Below are 15,634 nucleotides of genomic sequence, written 5' to 3' on the forward strand. Positions count from 1 at the left end.
GCGGAGACGTACTGCCCCCATCCGCCCTGCGGGCACCTTCCCCCGCTGGCGGGGGAAGGACACAGCATCAGCGCTTGACTCCGGGAAAGCCCAGCTTCTCGCGTTGTGCGTAATACGCCTGCGCCACGCCCTGCGCCAGCGCGCGCACGCGCAGGATGTAGCGCTGGCGTTCGGTCACGCTGATCGCGCGGCGCGCATCCAGCAGGTTGAACGCGTGGCTGGCCTTGGTGACCTGCTCGTACGCCGGCAACGGCAGGCCGACCTCGACCAGGTGCTTGGCCTCGGCCTCGCAGGCGTCGAACCGATGGAACAGCTCGGCCACATTGGCATGCTCGAAGTTGTAGGCGCTCTGCTCCACCTCGTTCTGGTGATACACATCGCCATAGCTCACCGGCGTGCCATCCGGGCCGTAGGTCCACACCAGGTCGTAGACGTTGTCGCAGCTCTGCAGGTACATGCACAGCCGTTCCAGCCCGTAGGTGATCTCGCCCAGTACCGGCTTGCACTCCAGTCCGCCGGCCTGCTGGAAGTAGGTGAACTGGGTCACCTCCATGCCGTTGAGCCAGACTTCCCAGCCCAGGCCCCAGGCGCCCAGCGTGGGCGACTCCCAGTTGTCCTCGACAAAGCGCAGGTCATGCACCAGCGGGTCGATGCCCAGCGCCTTGAGCGAGCCCAGGTACAGGTCCTGGATATTGTCCGGGTTGGGCTTCATCGCCACCTGGTACTGGTAGTAGCGCTGCAGGCGGTTGGGATTTTCGCCGTAGCGGCCGTCGGTGGGGCGGCGCGAGGGCTGCACGTAGGCCGCATTCCACGGCTCCGGTCCCAGCGCGCGCAGGAAGGTGGCCGGATGGAACGTGCCTGCTCCCACTTCCAGGTCCAGCGGCTGGATCAGCACGCAGCCTTGCTCGGCCCAGTACTGGTTGAGGGTCTGGATCAGGCCCTGGAAAGTGATTGGAACGCGCCGGGAATCGGACATGCAGCAAAGGCCGTGCGGAAGGGGTGCGCTAGTATACCGGCCGACCCGCAGCGCTTTGCCGCGGAGCACCGCTGCAGGGGAACCTCGAGCATGGAACAGCGGCGTACGGCCGATACTGAAAGCGCAGCGGCACTGTTGCCGCGCGGCCGCCTGATGTTCGACCCGGTGGCCGCCGCCCTGCTTGCAGACGGCATGGTGGTGCCGCACGAACATGAGCGCGTGCAGTTCTCCGCCGCCGGCGTGCGCAATGCCAGCGAGGTGCATCCGCTGGTGCTGCTGGCCAATCTCAAGCTGCATGCCGCGCAGCCGCCGGCCGGCGAACTCGGGCTGGAACGGCTGACCGAATGGCTGGCCACCCGCACCGGCCTGCGCTATCTGCGCATCGACCCGACCCGCATCGATGTGGCCGCGGTCACCGGCGTGGTCTCGCATGCCTACGCACGCCGCCACCGCATCCTGCCGCTGGCGCTGGATGCCGAGCGCGTGCTGATCGCCACCAGCGAGCCGCTGGCGCTGGACTGGCTGGCCGACGTGCAGCACCTGAGCCGGCGCCGCATCGAACTGGCGCTGATCAACCCGCTGGACCTGCACCGCTACACGATGGAGTTCTTCGGCGTGACCCAGTCGGTGCGCGGCGCGCGCGGCGATGTGCGCAGCGCCGAACCCGGTGCCGGCCTGCCCAGTTTCGAGCAGCTGGTGGAACTGGGCCGCGCCGGCGACGTCAATGCCGACGACCACCACATCGTGCATATCGTCGACTGGCTGCTGCAGTACGCCTACGAACAGCGGGCAAGCGACATCCATCTGGAGCCGCGTCGCGAGGCCGGGCGCATGCGTTTCCGCATCGACGGGGTGCTGCACAAGGTGCTGGAAGTGCCGCCCTCGGTGATGACCGCGGTGGTCAGCCGCATCAAGGTGCTCGGCCGCATGGACCTGGCCGAACGCCGCCGCCCGCAGGACGGCCGCATCAAGACCCGGTCGCCGGGCGGGCGCGAGGTGGAAATGCGCCTGTCCACGATGCCCACCGCCTTCGGCGAGAAGTGCGTGATGCGCATCTTCGACCCGGATTCTGCGTTCAAGAGCATCGAGCAACTCGGCTTCAGCCCGGAAGAAGCCGCCGGCTGGAGCGCGCTGGTCGAGCGCCCGCATGGCATCGTGCTGGTCACCGGCCCCACCGGCTCGGGCAAGACCACCACGCTGTATTCCACGCTCAAGCGCCTGGCCACGCCGGATGTGAACGTGTGCAGCGTGGAAGACCCGATCGAAATGATCGCGCCGGAATTCAACCAGATGCAGGTCCAGCAGAACATCGACCTGGATTTCGCCAGCGGTGTGCGCACGCTGCTGCGCCAGGACCCGGACATCATCATGATCGGCGAAATCCGCGACCTGGAAACCGCGCAGATGGCTGTGCAGGCCTCGCTGACCGGGCATCTGGTGCTGTCCACGCTGCACACCAACGACGCCGCCTCGGCGATCACCCGTTTGCTGGACCTGGGCGTGCCGCATTACCTGGTGGCCTCCACGCTCAACGGCGTGCTGGCGCAGCGGCTGGTGCGCACCCTGTGCGTGCACTGCAAACGCCCGCACACGCTCAGCGACGACGACTGGTCGGCGATCCGCGAGCCGGGCGAAGCGCTGCCGGAGGTGCTCAACGTGCACGCGCCGGTCGGCTGCCTGGAATGCCGCCGCACCGGCTACCTGGGCCGTGTCGGCCTGTACGAGCTGCTGCCGGTGACACCGCGCCTGCGCAGCCTGATCCGCGCCGACACCGACCTGGCCAGCTTCAGCCACGCCGCCCGCGGCGAGGGCCTGCGCACGCTGCGTCGCACCGGCCTTGAAAAGGTCGCCGCCGGGCTGACCACGGTGGAAGAGGTGTTGTCGGTCCTGCCGCCGCGGGACTAGGTGGATCGCCTGGGACTTGCACGGTTATCGGCCCAGGCGACCCTCACCCCAACCCCCGCTCCGGGCCCCGGCCCGCGTTTGCGACGCGGGCGCTCCAAGGCACGCGCGCCAGTGGCGCGCAAGCCATGCCCTCTCGCCCCGGCGGGAGAGGCGCTCGCTCCGTTCTCCCACCTTCTCCCTTCTCCCACCGGGAGAAGGTGCCCGAAGGGCGGATGAGGGTACGTCGGCATGCACATGCCGCCATTGGCAGGGGCTCCGCCTCACCATTGACCAGGTACACGGCACGGCCGAGTACAACCAGATCAGCGGCGCACGATCACCACGGCAACCGAATCGGCAACCGACGTGGCACAAACCATCTCAGCCATCACTGCTCTTACATCCACACAGCGCAAGTAGCCAGCTCCCCGCCCCCCAGCCATCAGCACATAGCCATCCGGCATAACCTTAGCTGCATGTATTGGCACGCCAATTGAAAAAAACCGGCGGGAGCTGCCTACAATCGGGCACATCAGTCGCTGCTGGATGCTCGTCCGCATGTCCGCCTTGCCGTTCCTGATCATCGAAACCGGGCATCCCGTGCCGGAGATGAAGCGATACGGCCGCTTTCGGCACTGGATCCGCGTTGCGGCCGGGCTGGCCGAACACGAAACCGTCGCCATCGATGTCGCCAACGGCGGCCGCCTGCCCGACCGCACCGGCTTTGCCGGCACCATCGTCAGTGGCTCGGCCGCCTATGTCACCGACCGCGCCGACTGGAGCGAACGCAGTGCCGCCTGGCTGCGCGATGCCGCCCACCAGGGCATGCCGCTGCTGGGCATCTGCTACGGGCACCAGCTGCTGGCGCACGCGCTGGGCGGCGAGGTCGACTACAACCCGGCCGGGCGCGAGTCCGGCACGATCGCGCTGGAACTGCACCCGCCAGCCGAGCAGGACCCTTTGTTTGCGGGCCTGCCGGCGCATTTCCCGGCGCACGCCACGCACATGCAGACCGTGGTGCGCGCCCCGGACGGGGCCATCGTGCTGGCGCATTCGCGCCAGGACCGCTGCCATGCCTTCCGCTGGGGCCAGGCCACCTGGGGCGTGCAGTTCCACCCCGAGTTCGCCACCCACCACATGCGCGGCTATGTGCAGGCGCGCGCCGAGTGCATCGCCCGCCACGGCCACTGCGCCCGTACGGTCGCCCGGGAGGTCACCGCCGCGCCGATCGCGCGCAAGCTGCTGCGCCGGTTCGTGCATCACGCACGCGGCCTGCAAACAGTGACCACTCATCCCGCCGCACACACGCAAAAGCAGCGATAATCGCGCCACGCCGGATGGTCCGGTGCGTATCGATCCGGAATGGGAATGAGCGAAATCCGCAAGGTGCCGGCGTCTGCCGGCGCAGAATGGCTGTTGACCGGTTTCTCGCTGTTGAAGCGGGCGCCACTGGCGCTTGGCTCGCTGGGGGTGATCTGGAGCGTGGCCGCCACCCTGGTGGTGTCGCTGTCGGTGCTGGTGCCGCTGCTGGGCCCGGCCCTGCAGTTCCTGCTGGTGCTGGCCGGCCCGCTGTTCATGGGCGGCCTGCTGTGGGCGATCCGCGAGGTCGACGAAGGCCGCATCGCCAAGCCGTCGCATCTGCTGCACGGCCTGCAGGACGGCCGCGCGCCGCACCTGCTGGTGTCGCTGCTGCCGCAGCTGATCGCCGGCCTGCTGCTGGGCGTGCTGCTGCTGGTGATGATCGGCGCCAGCGGGCTGCAGCAGCTGTCCGAGGTGATGATCAAGATCAACCAGATCAGCCAGTCCGGCGCGCAGCCGGATCCGGTGCAGATCGAGCAGCTGGCCGCCAGCCTGCCGGCCGGCCGCATCCTGCTGTGGCTGCTGCTGACCATCGCCACCTTCGCGGCGATGACCCTGGCACTGTTCGTGATGCCGCCGCAGGTGATGTTCGACCGCAGCACCGGCGGCCACGCGCTGCGCGAGAGCCTGCGCGCCAGCCTGCACAACCTGCCGGCGATGCTGGTGTTCTTCGTGCTGGCCTTCATCGCCATCTTCGCGATCTATTTCGCGGTGATGATCGTGGCGCTGATCGTCGGCCTGGTCGCCGGCCAGACCGTGGCGATGTGGCTGGCCCAGCTGCTGCTGATGGCGGTGCTGATGCCGGTGTTCGCCGGCTCGGTCTACGCGGCCTGGAAGCAGATGTTCACGCACCAAGGCGCTTCTGCCCAGCCGACGGCGCCCTCACGACCGGATGTGTTTGCGGCCTGAGCCCCTGACCTGCGGATGTGCTTGCCGCCTCAGACCCGCGCCCCGTAGGAGCGCACCAGGGCGCGACGAAGCGTTCGCCGGGAGAGCCCCGGTCGCGCGCGAACGGGGTCGTCACCAGACCATCCCAACCCGTAGGAGCGCACCCGGGCGCGACAAAGCATTCGTCGGGAGAGCCCCGATCGCGCGCGAACGGGGTCGCCGCCAGACCATCCCAACCCGTAGGAGCGCACCTGGGCGCGACGAAGCGTTCGCCAGGAAGCCCCAGTCGCGCCCGGGTGCGCTCCTACGTGGGTGATTGGCGTCTGGGGCGATGCTGGCCCCGTCCGCGCGCTAGGCGCTCTTCGGCCCCACCGCGCGCGAGGCGATGATGCCCAGCTCGTAGAGCAGGCACATCGGGATGGCCAGCATCAGCTGCGAGACCACGTCCGGCGGGGTGAGCACGGCGGCCAGGATGAAGATGCCGACGATGGCATAGCCGCGGCCTTCGCTCAGCTGCTTGGGGCTGACCCAGCCCAGCAGCACCAGGATCACCAGCGCCACCGGCAGCTCGAAGCTGGCACCGAAGGCGAAGAAGATCGCCAGCACGAAATCCAGGTAGGAATTGGCGTCCGGGGTAATGGCGATCACGTCCGGCTTGAACGTGGTCAGGAAGTGGAACACCGCCGGCAGCACCAGGAAATACGCGAACGCGCAGCCGATGTAGAACAGTGCCACCGCCGAGGCCAGCAACGGGAATGCGAGTTTCTTCTCGCGCTGGTACAGGCCCGGCGCCACGAAGGCCCAGGCCTGATACAGCAGCCACGGCACGCTGAAGAACACCGCCACGAAGAAGGTCAGCTTGAGCGGGGCGAAGAACGCGCCGGCCGGGTTCATCGCGATCATCGTCTGCCCCAGCGGCAGCTGCGAAATCAGCGGCGCGGCCAGCCACGAGTAAATCGCGCGGGAAAACGGCAACAGCGCCAGCAGCACCACGCCCAGGCCGATCAGGGCGCGCACCAGGCGTGCGCGCAGCTCGACCAGATGCTCGATCAGACTGCTTTCGGCCTGTGCGTCGTCGAACAGGCTCACGGCCGCTTCTCCTGGAGCTTGCCCGGCTCGGTCGGCTCGATCAGCGCCTCTGGCGTGCCCGGCTCCATTGGCGAGGCAACCGGCGTCTGCGCGCTGGCATTGCCCAGATGCGCTGCATGCGGCGCCGGCACCACCGGGTCATGGGGGGCCGGCACCAATGTCTGATGGGGCGCCGGCGCCATGGGCCGTGCCTGGGCGATGACCGGTACGGCGGCCGCATGTTCAGGCGCATCGGCGGCGCCCGCTGCCGGCGCGGCATTGGCCCCAGCCGACAGGTCCGCATGCGCCAGCTCCAGCGGCGTCGCCACCGGTGTCGTGGTGCTGCGGATATCGATATCGCGCCCGATATCGCGCCCGACCTCGTCGTGCAGCGCGCGGGCGCCCTGCTCCAGATGTTGCTGCTTGTTGCGCAACTGGTCTTCGGCCTCGCGCAGCGAGGCCTGCACGTCCTGCAGGCTGCGCTTGAGCTCTTCGGCCTCCAGCTCGCGTTCCAGCTCCTGCTTGACCGAGTCCCATTGCATGCGCGCGCGGCGCACCCACAATCCGGCGAACCGGGCCGCCTTGGGCAGGCGCTCGGGACCGAGCACCACCAGGGCGACGATCGCAATCAGCGTCAGTTCGCCAACACCTATGTCAAACACCGACGCCGCTCCGGATCAACGCGCGTCGCGATCGCGCTCGGCCTGCGCCTCACGTGCCTGCTCGGCCGTGCGGCTGTCGTCGCCGAGCTTGCCTGCCGGCTTGTCCTCGTCGTGCATGCCTTTCTTGAATTCCTTGACCGCGCTGCCGAGATCCTTGGCACCGCTGGTGAGCCGCTTGGTACCGAACACCAGCAACACGATCACCAGCACGATCAGCCAGTGCCAAATGCTGAAACCGCCCATGATCTGCTCGCTTGCTGAAGAAGAAGGAAGGCGCAGGATACCCCAGCGCACCGCGCAGGGGGATGACAGCGCGTCAGCGGTTGCCGTCCAGCGATTCGGTGCGGATTTCGCCATCGGACACCGGCTGGAAACCCTGCTGCGGCGGTGGCGTGGTGCTGGGCTGCATCGGCACGGTGCTGGCCTCGTTGACCGCAGGCGGCAGTGTGGTGGCCGCCTGTGCCGGTGGCGGCGTTGCCGGACGCGGCGCGCTGGCGCTGTCGTCGGCGCTGCCATCGGTACCGCGATTGGCGCGTGCGGTGTAGGTCGCCTCTTCCAGGCGGTCGCGGAAGGCGATCACGTCGGTGGAGGCACGCTCGTTGGTACGGCCTTCGAAGATCATCCGCGGGGTGGCGCCGCCACCGTAGGCGTTGAGGTCGGCGGCATCGTCGATCTGCAGCACCGCACCGTCCAGCGCCACGCCGGCGAACAGGCCACGGGCGCGCGACCACGACCAGATTTCGGCCTTGAGCTGGCCATCGGTGGCGGCGGCGGCATTGCGGCCGACCGGGCCGGCGGCCACGCCGGCATCGGCACCGAGGGTGAACTTGCCGTTGACGATGTTGTCCAGGCTGCGGTCGTTGCGGAACACCAGCACCACGTCGGAGGACTGCACGCCGGCCTGGAAGCCGATGCTGCCGCCGGTGAGCTTGACGAAGACCGGCTGCGACCAGCTGCCGTCGGCATTCTTCATCGACATCAGGCCGTGCCCGCGCCGGCCGCCGATCACCAACCCGGCCTTGAGCGTATCGGGGATGACCACGATGGCGCGCGCCTCGTCGAGCAGCTTGTCCGGGATGGCCTGCTCGGGAATCTTCATGATCTCGTTGAGCACCCGCACCGCGTTACGCGCGCGCTGGTCCTCTTCCGGGCCGGCGACGGCATGGCCGGCGGCGAAGGTCAGCGACAACAACAGGGCCAGGCGCGACAGACGAGGCATGACAAGCTCCAGGGGATGATCCGTCAAAGATAGCAATGGCGCGACGTTAGTGGTGGCGCAATGAATCGGTGGTGAGCGCAAGCGGGTGCCAGAGGCGGTCAATGGGGGCGATCGATGCGCTGTCCTCGGCAGCACTGCCGCGCTCTGCCAGAATGGCGCGCATGAACACCACCCCCGATACCGCCCTGCTGGTCGTCAATCTCGGCACCCCCGAGTCGCCCACCGCCCCGGCCGTGCGCCGCTACCTGGCCGAGTTCCTCAGCGACCGCCGCGTGGTCGCGATCCCGCCGCTGTTCTGGAAGCCGCTGCTGTACGGGGTGATCCTGCCCATCCGCGGGCCCAAGTCGGCCGAGAAATACGCCAAGGTCTGGCTGCCGGATGGCTCGCCACTGGCTGTGTACACGCGTCGGCTGGCCGAAGGCCTGAAGGAGGTCATGCCGGACTGGCACGTGGAATGGGCCATGCGCTACGGCGCCCCGGCGCTGCGCAAGACGCTGGACGGCCTGCGTGCGCGCGGCATCCGGCGCATCGTGGTGCTGCCGCTGTACCCGCAGTACTCGACCACGACGACCGCATCGATCCAGGACGTGATCGACGCCTGGCGCCCGGGCGCACCGGAGATCGCGGTGGAGGTGATCCAGGAGTATTGCGAAGACGCCGGCTGGGTCGCGGCGATCGCCGATTCGATCCGTGCGCACTGGCAGGCGCACGGGCGCAGCGAGAAGCTGATGTTCTCCTTCCACGGCCTGCCGCAGCGCGTGGCCAATGCCGGCGATCCGTATCCGCAGCAATGCGAGCGCAGCGCGCAGGCCATCGTCGCCGCGCTGGGCCTGGGCGCGGACGAATGGCAGATGGGCTACCAGTCGCGCTTCGGCTCGGAGCGTTGGCTGCAGCCCTACGCCGAACCGACCTTGTGGAAACTGGCCGAAGGCGGCGTGCGCAGCTTCGACCTGGTCTGCCCGGGTTTTGCCACCGATTGCCTGGAAACCCTGGAGGAAGTGGCGCTGGGCTTTGCCGAAACGCTGGCCGAACGCGGCGCCACCCTGAGTTACATCCCCTGCCTCAATGCCAGCCCGGCACATGCGCAGGCACTGGCCGCCGTGGCGCGGCGCGCGTGAGGTTGGAGCCGTTTGCGTGCGACCTGGCGATCGGCCGGGTCACCGGACTGCGCAACCCGGACCGTGGCCCGCGCCGGGTGCTGGCCCTGCATGGGTGGCTGGACAACGCCGCCAGCTTCCTGCCGCTGAGCGCGCACCTGCATGCACAGGACCTGGACCTGGTCCTGCTCGATCTGCCCGGCCACGGCCATAGCGCGTGGTTGCCGGTCGGTGCCGAGTACACGCTCAGCAGCGCGATCGGCATTCTGCTGCAGGTGGCCGATGCGCTGGGCTGGGAGCGCTTCAGCGTGCTCGGCCACTCGCTGGGCGGCGGTGTCGCCAGCCTGCTGGCCGCCGCGGCGCCGGAACGCGTGGAGGCGCTGATCGCGATCGAGGCGCTGGGTGCACTGGCCGAGCCGGTGGAAGGCACCGCCACCCGCCTGCGCGATGCGATTGCCTCGGCACGCACCTTGTCACAGCGGCCGCTGCGCGTGTTTCCGTCGATGGAGATGCCGGTGCGCGCACGCATGATGGCCAACCAGCTCACCGAACCGGCCGCGCGGCTGCTGGTGGAGCGCGGCGCGTGCGCGGTCGAAGGCGGCTACAGCTGGTGCAGCGACCCGCGCCTGACCCTGCCCACGGCCATCCGCATGACCGAAGCGCAGATCGACGTGCTGCTGGCCTCCATCGCCTGCCCGGTCCAGGCCATCTTCGCCACGCCGGCGCAGGTGTACTTCCCCGCTGCCTTGCGCGACCACCGCGTGGCGCTGATGCGCGATGCGCGCCTGCAGTTGTTGCCCGGCACCCACCATGTGCATATGGAAGCACCGGACGCGGTGGCGGCGGTGATCAACGGATTCCTGGCATCGCTGCCGCCGCAGCGCGCGTGATGCAGGTGAGGCAAGCATGCGTCGGCGCGATGCGAATGCGCTGAAGTTCCTGCCGTTTGTTGCCCTGCACGCGACAGCTCACTCAGCCTGCAGCAACCGCCGCAGCTGCGCCTTGAGCTGGCGCCCGTGTTCGTGGAAATAGCTGCGCTCGTCGCGCCAGGCGGGAAAGCGCTGCTCCACCTCGGCCCAGAACGCAGGCGAGTGATTGGCCTGCAGCAGGTGGCAGAGCTCGTGCACCAGCACGTATTCGAACGCGGACGGGCGGCCGAGCACCAGCGCCAGGTCCAGCGCCATCGAGCCATCCGGTGCCAGCGAACCCCACTGCGAGGACATCACCTTCAGCCGCACCCGCGCCGGCGCGCGCGGCAGGCCGGGCAGATAGGTCGGCAACCAGCGTCCGACATCGGCGCGCGCCTGTGCTTCGTAGAATTCCTTCAACGTGCGGCGCAGGCCTGCATCACCTAGACGCGTAGGCACATGGAACTGCGCGCCGTCGTCGGTGACCTCGATACGTGCGTAGCGCCCGTCGTGCCAGCTCAGCGGCAACAAGGCGCCGCGTAACGGCAGCAACCCCGGCACGCCACGCGCCAGCGCCGGAAACGCATCGACCTGCTGATAACGCGACAGCTGCGTGCCCAACCAGTCCAGGTGCGCCAGCAGAAAGCGCTCGCCCGACACCAGGCTTGCGCGCAGCGGCAGGGTCAACCGCGCACCGCGTTCGTCGACGCTGAGCTTGATGCGCCGCGCACGCGGGTCGCGCACGCGCAGGACCGCGATTTCACGCCCGTCCAGTTGCACGCGCACGCAGTCGCGTTCGACAACCTGCGGGGCGGGCGCGATCAGACGGCGGACGGGCTTGAACATGGACACAGGATAGCGCTGCGATGTGTCAGGTGGTGAGATGGCGCGATTGATACATGCGATGTGACGGCGTGTCCTGCGAGCGGTGAGGGCGCCGCGCCATCGACGCTGCGCGTTGGCTGCAGGGCCCTTGCCCGCCCACCATCGTGGGACGCGCTGTGAATCCATCCATGGAGGCTCTTACGCGGCATCCATGCCGCGTAAGAGCCCGCGACGGTGAGCGGGCAAGGACCTGTCGAGATGGTCGGTGTGCATGGCTGCAAGCAGAAGTTGAGGTGCGATGGTCGAGCCACTGTGCCTCGACCGGCTTCCCACCACTCGTCTCACCGCAGACCGAGCAGCAGACAAGCGTTTTGACGCGCAATCTGCAAACGTCGCGTCTGCCCACCGCAAGCCGAGCGCCACGCTTTCAAGAAAGCAGCCGACCCACTGTCTGGTGCGGTGTCCTTGCCGGTTGCGGGACCGTGTGGCGGCATGGATGCCGCCACCGAGCCCCCAGGGATGGGTTCACGGCGTGTCCCGCAAGCGGTGAGGACACCGCGGCCTCGACGCTGCGCGTTGGTGCAGGGCCCTTGCCTGCCCACCATCGCAGGACACGCCGCAAGTACGTCCCTGTAGGCTCTTACGCGGCATCCATGCCGCGTAAGGTCCCGCGACGGTGAGCAGGCAAGGACCTGTCGAGATGGTCGGTGCGCACGGTAAGAGCGGTGTTGGATGCGTCGTTCGCTCATGACGTATCGGCTCCATGTCTGATGGGCGCCGCACGACAGACAGCTCTCACAAGAGCACCGACCAACTGTCTGGTGCGGTGTCCTTACCGGTTGCGGGACCGTGTGGCGGCATGGATGCCGCCACCGAGCCCCCAGGGACGGGTTCACGGCGCGTCCCGCAAGCGGTGAGGGCACCGCGCCCGCGACGCTGCGAGCTGTTGATTTAGGCCTCGGATGATTCAAGCCCTGCATCGTGGCTCGACAACGCCGTAGTTCGAAACCTGGTTACTCGGCCTTGCTCAGCTTCAGCGCGGTTTCCAGCAGCAGGAACAGGCGCCGGATTTCGGCGCTCATCAGTGCGAAGCGCGCGTCGAGTTCGGCGCGCGCGCCGTCGTCTTCGCTGTGTTCGAGCTGGTCCAGTGCGCCATCGAGGAACTTGAGCTTGCGGATCACCAGATCGTCGCCGAGCACGAACGACAGATTGTCGTCCAGCACCAGCGCCAGCTTGGTCACCTGCTTGCCGGCTTCCAGGTGCTTGTCGATCTCGTCGCCGCGCAATTCCTGGTGCTGGCACTTGACCACCGCGCCGCCTTCGATCGGATCCTTCATCTCGCATTCTTCGCCCAGGCTCAGGCCTTCGGGCAGGGGTTCGCCGGCGATCCAGCCGGTGAGGATGGCGCGCGGTGCGACTTCAGCGTTCAACGGCAGTGCCGGGAAGCTGCCGAGCGCGCCGCGGATCTCGCTCATCACGTTCTCGCCGCTCTTGCGGCTGGAGCTGTTGACCGCGATGTAGCCGTGCTGCAGGTCCAGGATGGCATCGGTCCGCGAGCTCTTGACGAAGGCGCGCGGCAACAGCTCATGGATCAGGTCGTCCTTCAGGCGCTTGCGCGCCTTGCCGCCGGGGCGACGGCCTTCCTTCTCCTCGATCTCGGCAACCTTGCGCTCGAGCAGGTCGTTGACCACCGCGCCGGGCAGGATCTTGTCCTCGCCACCGACGGTGAGCCAGAGGAAGTCTTCCAGACGATGCGAGAGCACTTCCTGCTCGTCGCGGCCGAACGGGGAAATGAAACCGCGCGAGCTCATTTCCAGCGGGCCGACCGGCTTGAGCTGCACCTGCGGCAGCAGCGTGTCGATCTCGGAGAAATCCAGCGTGGTCGGGAAACGGAACAGGGTGAGATTACGAAAGAACATGCGTCAGACCGAAGAGGAGGAAGAAACGTGGAGGGTGGGAAGACTGCCGCCGCCGTGGTGGCCGCGTCAGTCGCTGTCGTGTGCGCTGTCGCCTGCGGCGAGCCAGGCGCTGGAATCGAGATCAGGATCGGGCGGTGCTGCATCGCCATTGCGGCCCAGCGCCAGGAAATCGAACAGGGTGCGGTCGGCCAGTTGCTCGGGCCGTACATCGGCCAGCGCGCGGGCGATCTGCTCGACCCGCCCGGGCTGCTCGCGGTCCCATTGCTGCAGCATGCGGCCGACCTGCTGGCGCTGCAGGTTTTCCTGGCTGCCGCACAGGTTGCACGGGATGATCGGGAACTGGCGCGCCTGCGCGTAAGCGGCGATGTCGGCTTCGCGCACATAGGCCAGCGGGCGGATCACCACGTGCTGGCCGTCGTCGCTGCGCAGCTTGGGCGCCATCGCCGCGAGCCGGGCGTGGTGGAACAGGTTCATGAAGAACGTGGCGACGATGTCGTCGCGATGATGGCCGAGCGCGATCTTGGTCACGCCGTGCGCCTGCGCATAGGCATACAGCGCGCCGCGCCGCAGCCGCGAGCACAGCGAACACATGGTCTTGCCGGCCGGGATCACCCGGCTGACCACCGAATAGGTGTCCTGCTCGACGATGGCGAACGGCACGTCCAGTCCGCGCAGATAGGTGGGCAGGACGTGGGCGGGAAAGTCGGGCTGCTTCTGGTCCAGATTGACCGCCACCAGGGTGAACGGCACCGGCGCCTTGCGCTGCAGCTGCAGCAGCATGTCCAGCAAGGTGTAGCTGTCCTTGCCGCCGGACAGGCACACCATGATCTTGTCGCCGGGCGCGATCATGCCGAAGTCTGCAATCGCCTGGCCCACCTGGCGCTGCAGGCGTTTGCCCAGGCGCAGCTGCTCACGCTGCAGCCGCTGGCGCGGGTCGCGCGGCGCGGGGTCGGCCAGGGGTTGCGGCAGCGGCAGGACAGCGGTCATAAGCCGCCCATTGTAGCTGCCCGGCGCGCGGCGGGCCGGCGCCGGGCGTGCGCGGCTGAACGGGTGGTCAGACGCTTGCGGGCGGGGCGTTCGGCGTGCGTCTGGTGGTGCTGCGGCGTCAGCGGGCCCAACGCGGCTGCGGGTGCCGCAGGTGGTCGGGGCAGCGCACATCTCGCAGCGCAGCAAGCCTTTCGGCGCCGGGCTGGGTAAAGTCGGGCAGACCGCTTCACTCGGGATCGGCATGGCATCTCCAGCTTCGCTCCACCGCGCGGCTTTTTTCGGTCGCAGGTGTGGTAGCGCTAACATTTTGTGCGACGTGGGTCAGGCCCTGCGCCCATATGTGTCCCCGGCGCTGATCGAGCGTGCGCGCTGCTGGCGCGGTGGCGGTGCGCATGCACGATTGCCGCGCTGCGTGACTGGCCACTGGTCTGCAACGCCCTTCCTTCTTCCCTCGCCTCTTTGCAGGAGTTCCGCCCCATGAGCAACACCGTCTACATCGGCGCCAAGGAATATTTCCCCGGTATCGGCAAGATCGGCTTCGAAGGCCGCGACTCGGACAATCCGCTGGCCTTCAAGGTCTACGACGCCAACAAGCAGGTCGGCGACAAGACCATGGCCGAGCATCTGCGCTTTGCCGTGGCCTACTGGCACAGCTTCTGCGGCAATGGCGCCGATCCGTTCGGCCCGGGCACGCGCGCGTACCCGTGGGATATCGGCAACACCGCATTGGACCGTGCCGAAGCCAAGGCCGATGCCGCGTTCGAATTCTTCACCAAGCTTGGCGTGCCGTATTACTGCTTCCACGACATCGACCTGTCGCCGGATGCCGACGACATCGGTGAGTACGAGCGCAACCTCAAACACATGGTCGGCATCGCCAAGCAGCGCCAAGCCGACACCGGCGTCAAGCTGCTGTGGGGCACCGCCAACCTGTTCTCGCACCCGCGCTACATGAACGGTGCATCGACCAACCCGGACTTCAACGTGGTGGCGCGTGCGGCGGTGCAGGTCAAGGCCGCGATCGATGCCACCGTCGAGCTGGGTGGCGAAAACTACGTGTTCTGGGGCGGCCGCGAGGGCTACGCCTGCCTGCACAATACCCAGATGAAGCGCGAGCAGGACAACATGGCGCGCTTTCTGACCCTGGCACGCGACTACGGCCGTGCGATCGGCTTCCAAGGCAACTTCCTGATCGAGCCCAAGCCGATGGAGCCGATGAAGCACCAGTACGACTTCGACAGCGCCACGGTGATCGGCTTCCTGCGCCAGCACGGCCTGGACCAGGACTTCAAGCTCAATATCGAAGCCAACCACGCCACGCTGTCGGGCCACAGCTTCGAGCACGACCTGCAGGTGGCAGCCGATGCCGGCCTGCTCGGCAGCATCGATGCCAACCGCGGCAACCCGCAGAACGGCTGGGATACCGACCAGTTCCCGACTGACCTGTACGACACCGTCGGCGCCATGCTGGTGGTGCTGCGCCAGGGCGGGCTGGCACCGGGCGGGCTGAATTTCGATGCCAAGGTGCGCCGCGAGTCGTCCGATCCGCAGGACCTGTTCCTGGCGCATATCGGCGGCATGGACGCGTTCGCACGCGGGCTGGAAGTGGCCAATGCGCTGCTGACCGCTTCGCCGCTGGAGCAGTGGCGCGCCGAGCGTTACGCCAGCTTCGACAGCGGCGCGGGTGCGGAGTTTGCCAACGGCAGCAGCACGCTGGTGGATCTGGCCCAGTACGCGGCCGGCAACGAACCCAAGCAACTCAGCGGCCGCCAGGAAGCCTACGAGAACCTGATCAACCAGTATCTGACGCGTTGATGCCGTGCCGGTGACCGCCTGCACGCG

General features: G+C 67.9%; 14 protein-coding genes. 6 read left to right on the forward strand and 8 right to left on the reverse strand.

What is annotated here, in order from left to right:
• Positions 1 to 67: 67 nt before the first annotated feature.
• Complete coding sequence (gene glyQ, locus CPBF1521_RS20590) at positions 68 to 976, reverse strand: glycine--tRNA ligase subunit alpha (protein WP_104584364.1); 909 nt, start codon at positions 974 to 976, stop codon at positions 68 to 70.
• Between the two features lie 90 nt (positions 977 to 1,066).
• Here glyQ and CPBF1521_RS20595 point away from each other — a divergent pair, with 90 nt between their 5' ends.
• The 3 genes from CPBF1521_RS20595 (at position 1,067) to CPBF1521_RS20605 (ending at position 5,128) form a co-directional block, all read left to right on the forward strand.
• Positions 1,067 to 2,881, forward strand: a complete 1,815-nt coding sequence (locus CPBF1521_RS20595) for a GspE/PulE family protein (protein ID WP_115678123.1) — start codon at positions 1,067 to 1,069, stop codon at positions 2,879 to 2,881.
• A gap of 537 nt (positions 2,882 to 3,418) precedes the next feature.
• Entirely contained in the window at positions 3,419 to 4,183 is a 765-nt protein-coding gene (locus CPBF1521_RS20600; protein WP_115678227.1) for a glutamine amidotransferase, read from the forward strand.
• Positions 4,184 to 4,228: 45 nt separating this feature from the next.
• Positions 4,229 to 5,128 (forward strand): BPSS1780 family membrane protein, encoded by a 900-nt coding sequence (locus CPBF1521_RS20605; RefSeq protein WP_115678125.1) that lies wholly within the window; start codon positions 4,229 to 4,231, stop codon positions 5,126 to 5,128.
• 330 nt (positions 5,129 to 5,458) lie between these two features.
• Here the strand turns inward: CPBF1521_RS20605 and tatC are convergent, their stop codons facing one another.
• The 4 genes from tatC to CPBF1521_RS20625 all read right to left on the reverse strand — a co-directional run bounded on the left by tatC (position 5,459) and on the right by CPBF1521_RS20625 (position 8,056).
• Positions 5,459 to 6,196 (reverse strand): twin-arginine translocase subunit TatC, encoded by a 738-nt coding sequence (gene tatC / locus CPBF1521_RS20610; RefSeq protein WP_104584358.1) that lies wholly within the window; start codon positions 6,194 to 6,196, stop codon positions 5,459 to 5,461.
• Positions 6,193 to 6,837 carry a Sec-independent protein translocase protein TatB gene (gene tatB / locus CPBF1521_RS20615; protein ID WP_115678126.1) on the reverse strand — a complete coding sequence of 215 codons (645 nt, stop codon included), beginning with the start codon at positions 6,835 to 6,837 and terminating at the stop codon, positions 6,193 to 6,195. Before tatB ends, tatC begins: the two co-directional genes overlap by 4 nt.
• A 15-nt stretch (positions 6,838 to 6,852) precedes the next feature.
• Entirely contained in the window at positions 6,853 to 7,080 is a 228-nt protein-coding gene (gene tatA / locus CPBF1521_RS20620; RefSeq protein ID WP_104584354.1) for a Sec-independent protein translocase subunit TatA, read from the reverse strand.
• A 73-nt stretch (positions 7,081 to 7,153) separates the two neighbouring features.
• Positions 7,154 to 8,056 carry a lipid-binding SYLF domain-containing protein gene (locus CPBF1521_RS20625; RefSeq protein ID WP_181901315.1) on the reverse strand — a complete coding sequence of 301 codons (903 nt, stop codon included), beginning with the start codon at positions 8,054 to 8,056 and terminating at the stop codon, positions 7,154 to 7,156.
• A 152-nt stretch (positions 8,057 to 8,208) separates the two neighbouring features.
• Between CPBF1521_RS20625 and hemH the strand changes: the two genes are divergently transcribed.
• Positions 8,209 to 9,174: a ferrochelatase gene (hemH, locus tag CPBF1521_RS20630; protein WP_104649908.1), complete on the forward strand. Its 966-nt coding sequence runs from the start codon at positions 8,209 to 8,211 to the stop codon at positions 9,172 to 9,174.
• A gap of 2 nt (positions 9,175 to 9,176) precedes the next feature.
• On the forward strand, positions 9,177 to 10,043 hold the full coding sequence (locus CPBF1521_RS20635) for an alpha/beta fold hydrolase (protein ID WP_181901333.1): 867 nt from the start codon (positions 9,177 to 9,179) through the stop codon (positions 10,041 to 10,043).
• A 78-nt stretch (positions 10,044 to 10,121) separates the two neighbouring features.
• Here the strand turns inward: CPBF1521_RS20635 and CPBF1521_RS20640 are convergent, their stop codons facing one another.
• From CPBF1521_RS20640 to ttcA, 3 genes are all read right to left on the reverse strand, one after another.
• Positions 10,122 to 10,907: a YgjP family zinc-dependent metalloprotease gene (locus tag CPBF1521_RS20640; protein ID WP_181901316.1), complete on the reverse strand. Its 786-nt coding sequence runs from the start codon at positions 10,905 to 10,907 to the stop codon at positions 10,122 to 10,124.
• A gap of 992 nt (positions 10,908 to 11,899) precedes the next feature.
• Positions 11,900 to 12,805: a recombination-associated protein RdgC gene (locus CPBF1521_RS20655; protein WP_007974628.1), complete on the reverse strand. Its 906-nt coding sequence runs from the start codon at positions 12,803 to 12,805 to the stop codon at positions 11,900 to 11,902.
• 66 nt (positions 12,806 to 12,871) lie between these two features.
• Positions 12,872 to 13,792, reverse strand: a complete 921-nt coding sequence (ttcA, locus tag CPBF1521_RS20660) for a tRNA 2-thiocytidine(32) synthetase TtcA (protein ID WP_115678228.1) — start codon at positions 13,790 to 13,792, stop codon at positions 12,872 to 12,874.
• 477 nt (positions 13,793 to 14,269) lie between these two features.
• Here ttcA and xylA point away from each other — a divergent pair, with 477 nt between their 5' ends.
• On the forward strand, positions 14,270 to 15,607 hold the full coding sequence (gene xylA / locus CPBF1521_RS20665; protein ID WP_115678130.1) for a xylose isomerase: 1,338 nt from the start codon (positions 14,270 to 14,272) through the stop codon (positions 15,605 to 15,607).
• The last annotated feature ends 27 nt before the right edge of the window (positions 15,608 to 15,634 follow it).

The organism is Xanthomonas euroxanthea (assembly GCF_900476395.1).
GTDB classification, from domain to species: domain Bacteria; phylum Pseudomonadota; class Gammaproteobacteria; order Xanthomonadales; family Xanthomonadaceae; genus Xanthomonas; species Xanthomonas euroxanthea.

Coding starts and splice junctions, on each gene's coding strand:
- glyQ (WP_104584364.1), bottom strand. CDS start 976: ATGTCCGATTCCCGGCGCGTTCCAATCACTTTCCAGGGCCTGATCCAG.
- CPBF1521_RS20595 (WP_115678123.1), top strand. CDS start 1,067: ATGGAACAGCGGCGTACGGCCGATACTGAAAGCGCAGCGGCACTGTTG.
- CPBF1521_RS20600 (WP_115678227.1), top strand. CDS start 3,419: ATGTCCGCCTTGCCGTTCCTGATCATCGAAACCGGGCATCCCGTGCCG.
- CPBF1521_RS20605 (WP_115678125.1), top strand. CDS start 4,229: ATGAGCGAAATCCGCAAGGTGCCGGCGTCTGCCGGCGCAGAATGGCTG.
- tatA (WP_104584354.1), bottom strand. CDS start 7,080: ATGGGCGGTTTCAGCATTTGGCACTGGCTGATCGTGCTGGTGATCGTG.
- CPBF1521_RS20625 (WP_181901315.1), bottom strand. CDS start 8,056: ATGCCTCGTCTGTCGCGCCTGGCCCTGTTGTTGTCGCTGACCTTCGCC.
- hemH (WP_104649908.1), top strand. CDS start 8,209: ATGGCGCGCATGAACACCACCCCCGATACCGCCCTGCTGGTCGTCAAT.
- CPBF1521_RS20640 (WP_181901316.1), bottom strand. CDS start 10,907: ATGTTCAAGCCCGTCCGCCGTCTGATCGCGCCCGCCCCGCAGGTTGTC.
- CPBF1521_RS20655 (WP_007974628.1), bottom strand. CDS start 12,805: ATGTTCTTTCGTAATCTCACCCTGTTCCGTTTCCCGACCACGCTGGAT.
- ttcA (WP_115678228.1), bottom strand. CDS start 13,792: ATGACCGCTGTCCTGCCGCTGCCGCAACCCCTGGCCGACCCCGCGCCG.
- xylA (WP_115678130.1), top strand. CDS start 14,270: ATGAGCAACACCGTCTACATCGGCGCCAAGGAATATTTCCCCGGTATC.